The sequence below is a fragment of the Variovorax sp. Root473 genome (assembly GCF_001426505.1).
Lineage (GTDB): Bacteria > Pseudomonadota > Gammaproteobacteria > Burkholderiales > Burkholderiaceae_C > Variovorax.
The window spans coordinates 55,083-70,334 of record NZ_LMEV01000020.1 but is presented as its reverse complement, the minus strand read 5'-3'; the positions used below and the strand labels follow the sequence as shown (position 1 = coordinate 70,334).

General features: G+C 67.2%; 12 protein-coding genes. All 12 read right to left on the bottom strand.

All coding sequences use genetic code 11. The annotated features are described in order from the left end of the window. Positions 1–3 precede the first annotated feature (3 nt). The 12 genes from ASD34_RS25100 to ASD34_RS25045 all read right to left on the bottom strand — a co-directional run bounded on the left by ASD34_RS25100 (position 4) and on the right by ASD34_RS25045 (position 15,245). Positions 4–417 carry a hypothetical protein gene (locus ASD34_RS25100; RefSeq protein WP_056583665.1) on the bottom strand — a complete coding sequence of 138 codons (414 nt, stop codon included), beginning with the start codon at positions 415–417 and terminating at the stop codon, positions 4–6. Positions 418–446: 29 nt separating this feature from the next. Next, a complete protein-coding gene (locus ASD34_RS25095) occupies positions 447–2,816 on the bottom strand; it encodes a type VI secretion system Vgr family protein (protein ID WP_082549077.1) in 2,370 nt (789 codons plus the stop codon). Positions 2,817–2,833: 17 nt separating this feature from the next. Next, positions 2,834–5,545 (bottom strand): type VI secretion system ATPase TssH, encoded by a 2,712-nt coding sequence (gene tssH / locus ASD34_RS25090; RefSeq protein WP_056583664.1) that lies wholly within the window; start codon positions 5,543–5,545, stop codon positions 2,834–2,836. Next, positions 5,542–6,702, bottom strand: coding sequence for a type VI secretion system baseplate subunit TssG (tssG, locus tag ASD34_RS25085; RefSeq protein WP_157609763.1), 1,161 nt, complete (start codon positions 6,700–6,702; stop codon positions 5,542–5,544). Before tssG ends, tssH begins: the two co-directional genes overlap by 4 nt. Next, positions 6,699–8,570, bottom strand: a complete 1,872-nt coding sequence (tssF, locus tag ASD34_RS25080; protein WP_056583662.1) for a type VI secretion system baseplate subunit TssF — start codon at positions 8,568–8,570, stop codon at positions 6,699–6,701. Before tssF ends, tssG begins: the two co-directional genes overlap by 4 nt. Further along, positions 8,570–9,115: a type VI secretion system baseplate subunit TssE gene (gene tssE / locus ASD34_RS25075; RefSeq protein ID WP_056583659.1), complete on the bottom strand. Its 546-nt coding sequence runs from the start codon at positions 9,113–9,115 to the stop codon at positions 8,570–8,572. The genes tssF and tssE overlap by 1 nt, the downstream gene beginning before the upstream one ends. After that, positions 9,112–9,987, bottom strand: coding sequence for a type VI secretion system accessory protein TagJ (locus ASD34_RS25070; protein WP_056583656.1), 876 nt, complete (start codon positions 9,985–9,987; stop codon positions 9,112–9,114). Before ASD34_RS25070 ends, tssE begins: the two co-directional genes overlap by 4 nt. Positions 9,988–10,126: 139 nt before the next feature. Next, positions 10,127–10,609, bottom strand: coding sequence for an Hcp family type VI secretion system effector (locus tag ASD34_RS25065; protein ID WP_056583653.1), 483 nt, complete (start codon positions 10,607–10,609; stop codon positions 10,127–10,129). Positions 10,610–10,659: 50 nt separating this feature from the next. Beyond that, positions 10,660–12,168, bottom strand: coding sequence for a type VI secretion system contractile sheath large subunit (gene tssC / locus ASD34_RS25060; protein WP_056583649.1), 1,509 nt, complete (start codon positions 12,166–12,168; stop codon positions 10,660–10,662). Further along, positions 12,165–12,734 carry a type VI secretion system contractile sheath small subunit gene (gene tssB / locus ASD34_RS25055; RefSeq protein ID WP_056583647.1) on the bottom strand — a complete coding sequence of 190 codons (570 nt, stop codon included), beginning with the start codon at positions 12,732–12,734 and terminating at the stop codon, positions 12,165–12,167. The genes tssC and tssB overlap by 4 nt, the downstream gene beginning before the upstream one ends. A gap of 97 nt (positions 12,735–12,831) precedes the next feature. Continuing rightward, a complete protein-coding gene (gene tssA, locus ASD34_RS25050; RefSeq protein ID WP_056583645.1) occupies positions 12,832–13,917 on the bottom strand; it encodes a type VI secretion system protein TssA in 1,086 nt (361 codons plus the stop codon). A gap of 140 nt (positions 13,918–14,057) precedes the next feature. Further along, positions 14,058–15,245, bottom strand: coding sequence for a fumarylacetoacetate hydrolase family protein (locus ASD34_RS25045; RefSeq protein ID WP_056583643.1), 1,188 nt, complete (start codon positions 15,243–15,245; stop codon positions 14,058–14,060). Between the last annotated feature and the right edge of the window lie 7 nt (positions 15,246–15,252).

Sequence of the window (15,252 nt, the reverse complement as noted above, 5' to 3'; positions counted from 1 at the left end):
GCTTCAGCGCATCGGCTGGTCGATGGCGATCTCGCGCGAGACCGGGTCGAAGCGCAGCTTCACGGAGCGCCCCGGTGCGAAGTCGGCGAGCTTCACCGGACTGATCGGGGCGTCCAGTTCAGTCTCGTAGGCGGGCAATCCGCCCTCAGGCCGTACCTGGAGCTTGAGCCGCACGAGGATATAGATGCGCTCGACCCGCATGCCCGTGTCGTAGCTCTCGAGCACCATCGCGACGGCCGGCTGGCCCGTACGAAGCACTCGCTCGGCGCGATCCGCACCCATCACGTGGCGGTTGACCACACGCTGCAGATGCATCACGCGCAAGACATAGCGCTTGGCCAGCGTGGTCAGCACGAACGACAGCAGCGCGACGACAGCGATGGGGACAATCAGATACCAGTACTCAGTGAACCACATAGCAAAAAGATCCAACACGCACCCCAGGCTCAGAGATAGACGGTGATGCCTCTGGGGTTCACCTTGATTTGGGACAAGTCGATTTTCGTCGCCTTGTTGTCCGTCGTGAAAAGCGTCTGGGTGGTGGTGTAGAGGCCGATCGCACCACTGGCGGAATACATGTCGAACTTGTTGATGGCGCCCGTGATCGAATAGGCGTTGAAGCCCAGGTTCTGGGCGGCGACGCTGATCACCCTCCCGTTCAGGAATACGGCAGCGCCATTGATGCTCACGTTGATCCCGGTGATCCCCATGTTGAAGCCCTTGAAGGCAATGCCCCAGTCCGTGAAGGTCACCTTCTTGGCCGACTTGTCCTCCACATGAGGTGCATCCAGGATGATCTTGGTCGGCGACTTGATCGTGATGTCGTCCGCGGTGCTTTCCAGGTGCATCGGGCCATCCGTTGTCGTTGTCAACGACGTGTCCGCATGCACCTTTTGCACTCCCTTGACGAGATAGTCCTCGTCGCCCTTGACCGTCACCTTCTTGCCCTTGGTTTCTTCGGTATACAGACCGAGCACCGTGGTGTTCTGCGGGCCATCGATGTCTTCCTTGAGCGACGTGCCGATGATTCGCTCTTCACCGCCGTCTACCGTGTCCTTGCGCTTGCCGGTGACATGGATGGTCTGATTCCCGATGACATCGATCTGCTGGTTGCCGCCATCCACCTTGATGAACTGGTCGCCTCCGTTGACGGTGATCTTCTGCGGCCCGCCCTTGTTGACCGTCAGCGTGTGCGGGCCGTTGACCGTCACATCGAGCGAGGTGTTGGTCGTGTAGGTGTCCGAGCCTTCGATCACCGTCACGCGCGTGCCGTCCACGGTGTGTGTTTCATTGTTCTCGACGTTGAGGCTGTAATCCTTCTGCGCGTGCATCTTGATCGACTCGTTGCTGGGGTCGTCGTCGATCATGAAGTGGTTGGCCAGCTCCCCGTCGCCCTTGATCGTGCGGCTGATGAACCCACTGACCGTCGCCTTGGCGGGAAGCTCCAGCGGCGGCATCTGGTCGGCGTTGTAGACGCGCCCGATGATGATCGGCCGGTCGGGGCAGCCCGCGATGAAATCGACGATCACCTCCTGCCCCACGCGCGGATGGTTCACCGCGCCGAAGTTGGAGCCCGCCCACGCGCTGGACACGCGCACCCAGCACGAGCTGTCCTCGTTGCGCTGGCCGTAGCGGTCCCAGCGGAACTGCACCTTCACGCGGCCGTACTTGTCGATCCAGATGTCTTCGCCGGGCGGCCCGACCACGGTGGCGGTCTGCGGGCCTTGCGTGCTCGGCACGCGCGTGATGCGGCGCGCGCGGAACGGGAACGAGGTGGGCTGCACGCCGAAATGAAAGCTGTACTCGCCCTGCATGCCGCCGCTGGCGTAGCCGCCTTCGCGCAGGCTGTACATCACCGAGACGACGAGGTACTCGCGGTTGTCCTCGTTGCGCGGTGCGTTCTGCATGGTGAAGCGGTAGCCGGGCGCCATGCCGCGCACGTTGGCGTGGCCGGTGTCGACCTCGGCCTGGGCCTGCGCTTCCTCCAGGCGGATGCGCGCGTAGTGCTCGCCCTGCCCCGCGTCGCTGTAGCCGCCCATCCACTCGTACATCTCGTAGCGGCCGTGGTCGTTGCCGCGTGGCTGGCTGCGCGTGTTGAGCAGGTCGGCCCGGGGCTTCTTGAAGTCGAAGTCGTCGACCACGTAGGTGCCGGGGCGGATCTCCTCGGTCACTTCCCACTGGTCGATCACTTCGCGGCCGGGGTCGGCGGCGCGGTCGCTCGCGAGGTAGCCGATCTTCGGGTAGCCGGGCAGCGTCTCGTGGGCGCTCATGTCGTCGGCCAGCACCAGCGTGTGCTGGTTCTTGTCGTGCTTGAAGTAGTAGTAGATGCCCTCGTGCTCCATGAGGCGGCTCACGAAGGCGAAGTCGGTCTCCTGGTACTGCACGCAGTACTCCCACTGGCGGTACGAGGCGCTGAGCTTCTTCTCGAAAGCGAAGCCGTACTCGCCCAGCACGTCTTCAAGAATCTCGACCACCGACTTGTTCTGGAAGATCTTGCAGTCGCTGGTGCGCGTGAGGTACCACAGCCAGGGCCGCACCGAGGCGCGGTAGACGGTGTAGCGCGAGGAGCCGCCTTCGCGCCCGATCATGGTGAAACGCGTGATCTGGCCGTTGAGGTAGCGCGGCGTGCCGCTCAGCGTCTGTATCTCCAGCGCGAGCGGCTTGCCGAGCAGGCCCTTCATGTCGACCGAGGTGTTCGGGCTCAGCAGGTCGACCTCGAACTCGAACAGCTGCGACAGCCCTTCGCTGCCGTGCATCGAGCGGAACAGCAGCTGTTCCTCTCCAAGCGGGGTGTGGGCTTTGACGACTCTGTCCATGCGGCTCTCCCTTGTGTCTACGCGGGGCGTTCTGAAAATTCGTACTGGAAGTCGTCGCCCGCCGCGCCCAGCTGCACGCCAGCGAGCTTGCGCGCACTGACGGTGGCGCCGATGACTTCCTCGCTCAGTCGGGGCAGGATGGTGTGCGTGAGGATCGCGTCGATCATCCGGCCACCCGACTCTATGGCCGTGCAGCGGCGTGCGACAAGCGCGACGGCGCTGTCGTTGTAAGCCAATGCAATGCCGTGGTTGGCCTGCAGCCGCGCCGCGATGCGGTCCAGCTGCAGGCGAATGATCCGGTGCAGTGCGTCGGCCTGCAGCGGGTAGTAAGGCACGACCACCAGCCGACCGAGCAGCGCGGGCGCGAACACCTTCAGCAGCGGCTCGCGCAGCGCGGCAGCCAGCGGCTCGGGGTCGGGGCGCAACGTCGGGTCTTCGCACAGCTGCATGACGAGGTCGGTGCCGACGTTCGACGTCATGATGATCACGGTGTTGCGAAAGTCGATGTGCCGGCCTTCGCCGTCTTCCATCCAGCCCTTGTCGAAGACCTGGAAGAAGATCTCGTGCACGTCGGGGTGCGCCTTCTCGATCTCGTCGAGCAGCACCACGCTGTAGGGCCGGCGGCGCACGGCCTCGGTGAGCACGCCGCCTTCGCCATAGCCCACGTAGCCGGGCGGCGCGCCCTTGAGCGTGGAGACGGTGTGCGACTCCTGGAACTCGCTCATGTTGATGGTGACGAGGTTCTGCTCGCCGCCATACAGCGCCTCCGACAGCGCGAGCGCGGTCTCGGTCTTGCCCACGCCCGACGGGCCGCACAGCAGGAACACGCCGACGGGCTTGTTGGGGTTGTCCAGCCGCGCACGCGCGGTGCGGATGCGCCGCGAAATGGTCTCCAGCGCATCGGGCTGCGCGACCACGCGGGCCGACAGGATCTCGCCCAGGCGCAGCACCGACTGTGCGTCGTCGCGCACCATGCGGCCGATGGGAATGCCGGTCCAGTCGGCCACCACGGTGGCGACGGCCTGCGCATCGACGGCCGCGAGGATGAGCGGTGTCTCGCCCTGCAGCTGCACGAGCTGGTCTTGCGCTTCGTTGAGTTCGGCGCGAATTTCTTCGGGTGTTCTTTCAGGCTCGGCGGGCGCCGCTTCTTCGTTGTTGTTGTCTTCCTCGACTTCAGCCTGCACCGGCACCGCCGCAGGCGACAGCAGCTTGCGCAGCGCGACGATGCGCTCGACCAGCGCGGCCTCTTCCACGCGCCGCTGCTCCAGCTGCGCGAGTTCGGCCTGCGCGGCAGCCACCTGCGCCGCGATGTCTTCCACGCGCTGCTGCTCGCCGACACCGATCGCCGCCTCGCGCCCCGCGATGCCGGACTCGATGCCCAGCACCTCGATGCGCCGCTTCAAATCTTCGAGCGCCGCAGGCAGCGCATGCTGGCTCAGCGCCACGCGCGCACACGCGGTGTCGAGCAGGCTCACGGCCTTGTCGGGCAGTTGGCGCGCGGGAATGTAGCGGTGCGACAGGCTCACGGCCGCTTCGAGCGCGGCGTCGAGGATGAGCACGCCGTGGTGCTTCTCCAGCTCGGCGGCAATGCCGCGCAGCATCACCACGGCCGTGGGCTCGGTGGGCTCGTGCACCTGGATGGTCTGGAAGCGCCGCGTGAGCGCCGGGTCTTTCTCGATGTACTTCTTGTACTCCGACCACGTCGTGGCACCGATGGTGCGCAGCCGCCCGCGCGCGAGCGCGGGCTTGAGCAGGTTGGCCGCGTCGCCGGTGCCGGCCGTGCCGCCCGCGCCCACCAGCGTGTGCACTTCGTCGACGAACAGCACGATGGGCTTGGGGCTTTTCTCGACCTCGTCGATCACCTGGCGCAGCCGCTGCTCGAACTCGCCCTTCACGCCCGCGCCGGCCTGCAGCAGCGTGGGGTCGAGCACCCACAGCGACACGTCGCGCAGCGAAGGCGGCACGTCGCCCGCAGCCAGGCGCGAGGCCAGGCCCTCGACCACGGCCGTCTTGCCGACGCCGGCCTCGCCGGTGAGCAGCGGGTTGTTCTGGCGGCGGCGCATGAGGATGTCGACGATCTGGCGGATCTCGTCGTCGCGGCCGTACACGGGGTCGAGCTCGCCGGCGCGCGCCTTGGCCGTGAGGTCGCTGGCGTACTTGGCGAGCGCCGAGCCGCCGGCTGCAGGCGCATCGCCGGGGTGCTGCGCCACAGGTGCGCCCGCGCCCGCATCCGACGTGGCGTCGTGGTCGTCTTCCGGCGAGCCTTCGGTCCACGCCGCGAGCTGCGCGACCAGCACGTCGGGCACGAGCTTGTCGAACTCGCGCGAGATGCCCGAGAGCACCTGGCGCAGGCCCGGCGTCTTCACGATGCCGGCGAGCAGGTAGGCGCCGCGGATCGACGTGGCTTCGAAGCGCAGGCTCGCGTACACCCATGCGCGCTCGACCGCGTGGTCGACGTGCTCGGAGATGTCGCTGATCGACGTGGCGCCGTGCGGCAGGCGGTCGAGCGCGCGCACGAGGTCCTGCTCGACCGCGTCGAGGTTGAGCCCGGCGCGCTTGATGATGCGCAGCAGGTCGCTGTCCTGCAGCTGCAGGATCTGGTGCAGCCAGTGCACGAGCTCCACGTAGGCATTGCCGCGCAGCTTGGCGAAGGCCGTGGCGGTCTCCAATGCCTTGTAGAGCATCGGATTCAGTTTCGAAAAGAGGGAGACGCGGCGGATGTCGGTCATGAAGGAGCCGGTGCGTTGCGGGAAAAAAGCGCCTCGGGCTGGAACACCATGTCGCCCGCGTCGGTGTCGGACAGGCGCGTGCCGAGCCAGCTGCCCCAGCCCAGGCGCTGGTCGCTGCTCAGCCGCATGCCGCGCGCCTCGGGCTTCTTGAGCACCAGCCGCAGCTCCCAGGCGAATTCGATGCCGACGTACTGGCGCACCCAGTCGACCACCTGCTGCAGCCGCGGGCTGCCCGGCAGGAACTCGCGGAACTGCTGTTGCGACAGCGGGCCGAGCTCGAGGCGGAACTTGCTCTGCGCGTCGCGCACCGCCAGGCCGATGGTGGCGCCGCTGCCGAGCCGGTGGTTGCGCCCGAGCAGGCCGATGCGGCTGACCTGGCGCTCGTCGATGCGCACCCAGTCGCTCACGAACTCCACGACCTGCACCGGCACATCGAAGTACAGGCGCAGGATCTGGATGAGGCCTTCGGGGTTGCGCGTCTGGCGCACGAGGTGCCCCGCCATGTGGGTGCGCGCATGGTCGGCGATGCGGTCGCGTGCCTTCAGGCCGGGCTGCCCCATGTTCATGAGGCTGGCCACGTAGTCGACGAAGCGGTGGCCGTCGGGGCGGTCCAGGCTGTTGACCGATTGCGCGTCGGCCCAGGCGCGGTAGAACAGCAGGATCAGCCGGTGATGGAACAGGTCGGCGAACGCGCTGAGCGTGTTGTCGGCATGGTGGCGCTTGCGCTCGCGTGCGTACTCGGTCAGGTGCAGCGGCAGCGGGCCGTTGGGACCGAACAGGCCGAAGCCGTAGATCGAGATGCGCGGCGCGCCGTCGTGATCGACCTCGACCCCCGACACGTTCGACGGCGCAAACGCCATCGAGGGCTCCTGCCCCAGCCGCAGCGGCTCGTCGAGCGGGCGCGGGGCGCGGCCCAGCAGCGGATGGCCGCCCTGCGCGTCGAGCCGGCGCAGCAGCATGAACAGGTCGTGCTCGAAGGGCTGCTCGACGAGTTGGGCCCACAACACAGGGTCGGCCTCGGGCACGCTGCGGCGCGGTGCGGCTTTCGCCTTCGCCTTGGTGGGGCTGCGCACTTCGGCAGGCGCCTCGTCGCGCAACTCGACCTCTGCCGGCAGCACCTGCGGCATTGTGTCGTCGGTGAGGTCGGTCGTGCTCATACGGCGGGGCGGCGTCCCACGCGCGGGGTCCAGCGCGCAATTTCCCCGCGCTGCAGGCTGGACAGCGCGAACTCGGTGAAGGCATTGAGCGACACGTGCCGGCTGAAGAACTGCTCCAGCACAGCGCCGAACAGGTACGGGCTCGTGCCCGAGAAGGCGACCTCGTCGATCTGCAGCGCGATCTCGACACCGCGCCCGAACACGATCGGACCCGGCTCGGGCAGGCGGCGGAACACCGGCGCCAGCGCCATCGAGCGCACGCCCTGGATCTGCCGGCGCACAGCCGGGTCGGCCAGGTTGCCGTACAGGTCGAGCATCTCGCGCAGCGCGGCGGCGCCCTGCGCGGCATCGACGTCGGTCAGGCTCAGGTAGTTGAGGCCCAGGTGGCTGATGAGGCGCCAGGTGAGCGCGCCTTCGGCCAGTGCCGGGTACGGCCGCGACGGGCCGCGCAGGATGCGCACGCCGCGCACCGGCGCCGACACGCGCAGCGTGAAGTCCGATTCGAGCCCGGTGGGCAGCAGCAGCGGCAGGTCGCGGTTGGTGCACAGCGCGTCGAGGGTGATGTGGCGCAGGCTGTGCGGGAACGGCGCGTCGTGCTGGTCGACCAGCGACACGTACACCTCGCTGCCCGTGTAGCTGGTGCGCGTGCCCTGCGCACGCGCGCGGTCGGACACGAGGCGCGGCTCGCGGCGCAGCGAGAAGTAGGCGCCGAAGTCGCCGTCGTCGGACGCGAACGAGCCAAGGAAGGGCCGGAACTCGCGCTCCTCCGAGCCGTTGGCCATGTGGCCCGTGACGCGCTCGACGGTGAATATCTCGAAGTCGCGCGGGCGCGTGCGGTCGATCACCGCGTGATGCTCGTGCTGGCCGGGCCCCACCGGGATGCGGTCGCTGCGACGCGGCACGAGGTTGATGATGGGCGTGCAGAACAGCGAGAAGTGCCTGGCGTCGACCAGCCGCTCCAGGTCGGCGTCGGCGCGGTCGAGCAGGATCACGATCTCCATCGTGCTGCCGCCGATGGCCGAGGCCGCCGCGCGCAGGTGCTTCACGCTGAAGAACAGGTAGCGCTCGGGAAAGGCGAAGTACTCGTGCAGCAGGCGGTAGCCCTGGAACGAGCGCGCGTCGTAGGGCAACAGCGACTGCTCGGGGTCGAAGCCCTCGTGGCGGATCGCCTCGTCGCCCAGCGGCACGATGCGCGCCGTGCTGCCGGGGCCGGCGCGGCACACGGTGGCCACGCTGTGGTGAGCCACCAGTTCGAGCACGCGCAGCGCATGCAGCTCGGCGCCCGAGAGAAAGAACTCGAGCCGATCCAGCGGCATCTCGGCAAAGCGCGCGCCGCCGACGGCTTCGAGCTTGATGGTGATGGCGCTCCTGGCCTGGCGCGCCGCCATCGGCAGCGCATGCGCGATCTCGGCCGGCACGGGGCCGAGGCTGGCATCGGCGATCTTGATGGGCCACAGCGTGACGGCATGCCCCGTGCGGAACTCGCAGGCCGTCTGCTCGCCCTTGATCATGCGGCCGCGCAGGAGCGTGTGGCGCGGCAGCTCGTAGCCCGCCTTCAGCGAGCCTTCGTTGAGATTTCCGTCGATCTGCACCACGGCCATCGCGGGCAGCGGTGCGAGAAAGTTGGGGTACACCACCTCGAGCAGGCGCTGCGAGAAGCGCGGAAACTCCGCGTCCATCTTGAGCTGGATGCGCGCGGTGAGAAAGCTGAAGCCTTCGAGCAGGCGCTCCACGTACGGGTCGCTGACCTCGATGCCGCGCATGCCCAGGCGGCCTGCGATCTTCGGGTAGCGCTGCGCGAACTCGGCCCCGAGCTCGTGCATGTAGGTGAGTTCGCGGTTGTAGTAGTCGAGCAGCCGCGAATCCATCAGAGCCCTCCCGTCGGCCGCAGCACCATGTGCCCGCTCTCGAGGTCGAGCTCGGAGCGCAGGATGAACTCGATCGGGTACGGCACCGACCACAGCGTGCCGCGGATCTCCAGCGCGAGCAGGTTGTGGTGCTCCAGGTCGGTCGCGTCGGTCACGCAGCGCACGTCAATGCTGTCTTTCATGATGCGCGGCTCGAAGTCGATGATGGCCGCGCGGATGGCCGCTTCGACGTCGGCGAAGTCGACCTCCGACATGCGCCCGCCGGCCCAGCCGCGCACGCCGTAGTTCACCACCGAGCCGCGCGCGCGCGGCATGCCGTTGATGCTGTGGTCGGCGCCGAAGTTGGTGGTGTTCAGCAGCCACTGCAGGTCGCGCAGCACGGAGTCGCGCAGCAGCTTGCCGCTCATGAGGAACGCGCCCGCGCGCTCCTGCCCGTTCTGCGGCGCCTTGTCGGTGAGACGGTCGAGCAGCACCGGCTGCAGGCGGTCGCGTGCAACGCTCTCTTGCGCGTCGCCGTCAATGTCGGTGGTGACGGCGGGGCTCATGGGGCCGCGCCTTCCGTTGCGGCGGCTTCGAACTCGATGCGCCGCAGGTCGAGCAGCGAATGGTCGCCGGCCTCGCTGATCAGCGTGCGCTGGCCGATGCCCGCGAACTGGTCGTCGCCCGCGAGCGGCTGCCAGTCGGTGCGGCGGCCCAGCGCGGTTTCGTCGTCCAGGCTGTCGAGCGCGCCCGGGTAGCGCACGGGCACGAGGCCGTTGAGGCCGCGCCCGTCGTGCAGCTCGATCTCGGCCGGCGCCCACAGCAGGTCGACCAGATGCTGTGGACGCGAGAACTTGATGCGGCGCACCGCCGGCAGCGGCAGCCACGCGTAGCCCGAGGGCGTGAACAGTTCGAGCACGGCGCCGATGCGCGCGTCGCCGTCGCACAGCCAGGCGAATTCGCTGTGCGCCGCAGGCTCGCCGTCGAGCGCCTGCACGGCGCGCGCATCGGAGCGGTCGATGGTGGTCAGCGTGCCTTGCAGCGCGGGGGCTGCGTCGCGTGCCGCCTCGCGCAATGCCGCAGCCTCGTCGGCACGATCGGCGGGCAACACGGCGGCACCGAGCAATTGCTCGACCCAGTCGGCATTGCCCGAGACGATGGCGGGCGTGCGTCCGCCGCCAGCCCAGAAGTCGGTGCGCTCGCGCTCGCCCCGCAGCGCCATCGCGCAGGTGACGCTGGCCGGCGTGAATGTCGGATCGAGCTTGGTGGCGAGCTTGAGCTGATCTTCGGCCCGCTGCCATTCGCCGCGCAGCGCGAGGAAGTGGCACAGGGCAAGGCGCAGGCCGGCGTTCTGGGGACTGGCGCGGATCTGCCGCTGTACCCATTCGGTGTGCTCGGCCACGGAACGCTCGCCCAGCACTGCAAACCCATCGCCCATGAAGCTTCCCCGTTGACTGGCTGAAAGGTGAAGGGCGGCGCGCCGCAAAGGGGCGCCGCAAGAGACAGACAAACGGCTGTGGACCGCCGGCAAGGGCTACACGGCCCGGAAGGCCATGGCCCTGCCGCGCAACAAGGAATCAGGCTTCCTTGTTTTCCTTGATGTTCCAGCCCAGCACCGTCTCGGCGCCCTTGCCGCCCTTGTCGGTCTGTTCCCAGTACTGCTGTTTCACCTTCGCGGCCTGGAAGGCGTACTGCACGAAGACGGCGTCCGAGCCCTGCTCGGCCGTGTACTGCACCGAGGTAACGAGCACCTCTTCGAGCGTGACGCGGGTGTATTCGATCTGCGAGCCGCCGGCCTTGCACACGGCCACTTCGACCTTGCTCAGGTGCTTGCCGCTCGCGCAGTTCTTCAGCACCGAAGGCGCGGCCTTGTCGATGCGCGCGAGCACCTGCAGGTCGTTGAAGCTGGCCTTGCCCACGCCGCCGCCGCCGCCGCTGACCATGTTGCCAGGCTGCGTCGCACCCCATGCAAACGACTTGATGTCGGTCCAGTCCTTGTGGTTGGAGTCCTTGGACTCACCGTTTGCACCCTCGACGCGCATGAACATGTCTACTGCCATGATTGACCCCCAAAGTTATCGATGAATTGCCCGGTAGCGGGACAGTGGAATTAGCTGCTGTCCTTCTTGTTGGACGGCAACTTCGAAACCAGCCGCAACGACACGGTCAGCCCTTCGAGCTGGTAGTGCGGCCGGAGAAAAAACTTGGCGGCGTAGTAGCCGGGGTTGTCCTCGATGGCTTCCACCTGGACCTCGGCCGCCGCCAGCGGCTTCATCGCCTTGGTGTCCTGCGACGAGGTGCCGGGGCTGCCGTCGACGTAGTTCATGATCCAGTCATTGAGCCAGCGCTCCATGTCCTCGCGCTCGCGGAACGAACCGATCTTGTCGCGCACGATGCACTTCAGGTAGTGCGCGAAACGGCAGCACGCAAACAGGTACGGCAGGCGCGCCGCGAGGTTGGCGTTGGCCGTGGCGTCAGCGTCGTAGTACTCGGCCGGTTGCTGCAACGACTGCGCGCCGATGAAAGCGGCGAAGTCGGAGTTCTTGCGATGCACCAGCGGCATGAAGCCGTTCTTGGCCAGTTCGGCCTCGCGCCGGTCGCTGATGGCGATCTCGGTCGGGCACTTCATGTCCACGCCGCCGTCGTCGGTGGGGAAGGTGTGGGTGGGCAGGTTCTCGACCGCGCCGCCCGACTCCACGCCGCGGATCGACGTGCACCAGCCGAACTGCTTGAACGAGCGGTTGATGTTCACGCCCATCGCATAGGCCGAGTTGGCCCAGGTGTAGCGCGTGTGCAGTGCCGAATCGGTTTCTTCCTCGAACTCGAACTCGTCGACCGGGTTCGTGCGCGCACCGTAGGGCAGGCGCGCCAGGAAGCGCGGCATGGCCAGTCCGATGTAGCGCGCGTCTTCCGAATCGCGCAGCGAGCGCCACGCGGTGTGCTCGGTGTTCTGGAAGATCTTGGTCAGGTCGCGCGGGTTCGACAGCTCCTGCCACGAGTCCATCTGCATCACGGTGGGCGAGGCGCCGGCGATGAAGGGGCAGTGCGCGGCGGCGGCAATCTTGGCCATCTCGCCGAGCATCTCGACGTCGGGCGGGCTGTGGTCGAAGTGGAAGTCGCCGATGAGCGCGCCGAAGGGCTCGCCGCCGAACTGTCCGTACTCGGCCTCGTAGATCTTCTTGAACATCGGGCTCTGGTCCCAGCCGATGCCCTTGTGGCGCTTGAGCGAGCGCGCCACTTCGCGCTTCGACGCGCACATGACGCGGATCTTCAGCTGCTCGTCGGTCTCGGTGTTGTTCACGAGGTAGTGCAGGCCGCGCCATGCGCCTTCGAGCTGCTGGAAGTCTTCGTGATGCAGGATCTGGTTGATCTGCTCCGACAGCTTGCGGTCGATCTCCGTGATGATCGCCTGCACGCTGCGGTAGGCGTCGTTCGAGATGGTGACGGTGTTCTCGAGCGCCTGCACGGCGAGCGTCTTGACGGCGTTTTCCACCGCCTCGCGCGCCTGCTCGGTCTTGGGCTTGAACTCGCGCTGCAGGAGGTCGGAGAACTCGTTGGGTTCGAGCGCTTCGACGGTGGCGGTGCGGGCGCGGGCGCCTTGCTGGGATGCGGTGCTCATGGTGCGGTCCTGTCGTCGGCTTGCTTGGCTGCTGCGGCATCTGCGGCCGCCTGCGCGACCGCGGGGTTGGGTGCGGACGCCAGCGACTTGAGCAGCGCCGGGTTCTGCAGCGCCTGTGCGATGAGTTGCTCGGCCCCGTTCTTGCCGTCCATGTACGAGAGCAGGTTCGACAGCTCGGTGCGCGCCTCGAGCAACTGCTGCAGCGCATCGACCTGGCGCGCGATGCGCGCGGGCGAGAAGTCGTCCATGCTGTCGAAGGTGATGTCGACGTTCATCTGGCCTTCGCCGGTGAGCGTGTTGGGCACCTGGAAGGCGACGCGCGGCTTGATGGACTTCATGCGCTCGTCGAAGTTGTCGATGTCCACCGCCATGAACTCGCGCTCCGCGAGGTCGGGCATCGGGTCGACCTGCTTGCCGGCGAGGTCGGCAATGACGCCCATCACGAAGGGCAGCTGGATCTTGCGTTCACTGCCGTAGATCTCGACGTCGTACTCGATCTGCACGCGCGGCGCCCGGTTGCGCGCAATGAACTTCTGACCACTGTTTCTGACACGGTTGTCTGCCATAAGCTTCCTCTTGAAACTGAATGCATGGGTCGTACCGGTCGGTCGGTGCCGGGGGCGTGACTGCAACGCGCCCGCGGCCACCGCCGCTGTTTGTTCGTTAAGGCGTTGCAGCGCCGCCGTTCAACGGGCGGCCGGCAAGGCTTTCAATTTTTTGCAATCCCTCGGGCACGAGCTCTTCGATGATCTGGAAGAAGTTGAGGTCCAGCAGCCGCTGGGCCCTGCGGATCAGCATGGGCGCCGGATGGCTCGGCTCCGTTCGCTCCAGGAACTCGCACGCTTTTTCCAACAACACTTGCACATCTTCACGGGCCGATATTTCAATCTCTTGAATGCGCAGCGGGCGCAGGGCCATTTGCGGTGCCACTGCCACATGCGCTGCGGCTGCGTGCGCGTGCGCCGCACCGCTTGTTTCTTCTGCTCTGCTCACTGCTGAAGCCTGCAGCACTTCGCCGTGCGGCTGCTCCGGCAGCAACTGGCCGACGGTGCGCAGCGACCGTTCGAGCCGCGAAAAATCGGGCGCCCAGCTCTGACCCAGCGCGCGTTCGCAGGTCTCGCGGATGCGCTGCAGGAGTGCCAAAGCCTCACGCAGCGCCACCACGGGTGGCGCTGCCTTGTCGTGCGCGCGGCGTGCGGCCTCGCGCAGGCGGCCGAGGCCACCGGGGTAGTCCACCTGGTCGCTCTTGCTCGAATCGAGCAGCGCCTCGACCTGCCGCAGGCTCATGACGGTGCCGCCGTCTTCGAGCAGCCGCGCATCGCGCACGCTGCGTCCGAGCCCTTCGGCCTCGGCCAATGCGGCCAGCGCGTTCATGCGCGGCAGCGGGTCTTCGTTCGTGCCATCGACGACGCGCGGATGCACGTCGTTCCAGAAAGTCTGCAGCACCGCATCGACCTGGCGCAGCCCGTCGACATAGCCGGGCAAGCCGCGGCTTTCGGTCCATGCGAGCGTGAGCGGCACCAGCACGCGCAAGTCGCGCGTGCGCAGGCACAGCTGCCGTGCGATGCGGTCTACGCGCGCCCAGTCGGGCGGCTCGGCGGGAATGATCGTGTCGCCGAACTGTTGCTCGCGCTTGCCCGTGGCCGCCTGTTGCAACGCCATGAAATCAGCGTCGTATTCCAGATCTTCGCCACAGGGAAGCGGGCCCTCGACAGGCGTCTGCAACAGATCGATCTCGTTCGACAGCAACCACTACTCCCTTGATTTATCCACTCGCGATGGTAGTCATCTTGAGGGTAAGAAGAAGCATGGTCAACCGCAACAGAATGCAAAGTACAGCCTCTGAATTCCAAAGAAGTACATCTGCTTTTAAAGTGCATGAATACGGTCTACAGCAGCTGGCGAGTGGCCAAGTTGCGCATCAGGGCACTGAGGCCGAAAGACCAACGCGGTGCCTGATCTGCATGCACCACGCGGTTGTTCAGTGCGCCCAATTCAGGCGCTGCAATGCGCACATGGTCGCCCACGACGTGCGTGAATCCTTGTCCCGGTCCGTGACGGTCTTGTGTCGGCGCGAACATCGTTCCCAGAAACAACATGAAACCATCGGGGTAGGCGTGATGGCGGTTGAGCGTCTGCGCCACGAGGTCGAGCGGGTCGCGGCTGATCTTCGACAGCGAGCTCGATCCTTCGAGCGTGAAGCCCTCGGGGCCGGTCACGTTCAGCGCCACGGTGATGCGCCGCACATCGGCAATGCCGAAGTGCGCATCGAACAGACGGATGAACGGCCCGATGGCGCACGAGGCGTTGTTGTCCTTGGCCTTGCCCAGCAGCAGTGCGCTGCGGCCTTCGAAGTCGCGCAGGTTGACGTCGTTGCCGAGCGCGGCGCCCAGCGTCTCGCCGCGGCTGTTCACCGCGAGCACGACCTCGGGCTCGGGGTTGTTCCAGGCCGAGTCCGCGTGGATGCCCACGTCGGCGCCGGTGCCCACGGCTGCAAGCACCGGCGCCTTGGTGAAGACTTCGGCGTCAGGGCCGATGCCCACTTCGAGGTACTGCGACCACATGCCCTGCGCGATGAGCACGTCCTTGACCTTCATGGCTTCGGGCGAGCCCGGCACGATGTCGGCGAGGTTGTCGCCCAGCACATCGCCGATGGCCGCGCGCGTGGCCTCGGCGCGCGAGGCATCGCCGCGCGCCTGTTCCTCGATCACGCGTTCGAGCAGGCTCGCGACGAAGGTCACGCCGCTGGCCTTCACGACCTGCAGGTCGCAGGGAGCGAGCAGCCAGGGCTGGCCGCTGTCGCGCATGCTCTCGTCGCTGTTGGCGAGCACGGCCTCGAGCGCGGCGATGCGCGGCGCGCTGCCACTGTGCAGTGCCGCGCGCACGGCTTCGGCCGGCGAACCCTGGCCTTCGAGCAGGTCGCTCATGGTCGGTGCGAGCTTCGACAGGTCGTGCAGGCCATCGCCCTGCACGGCCACCAGCACCGGCCCCACGCCAGGTTGCCAGAGGCGCCCGACAAGGGTGGCGCGCTCGGCGTCGCGGGGCAGGCTGGAAGCGGTCGAAAGGTTCAATGGCATGGCGCGG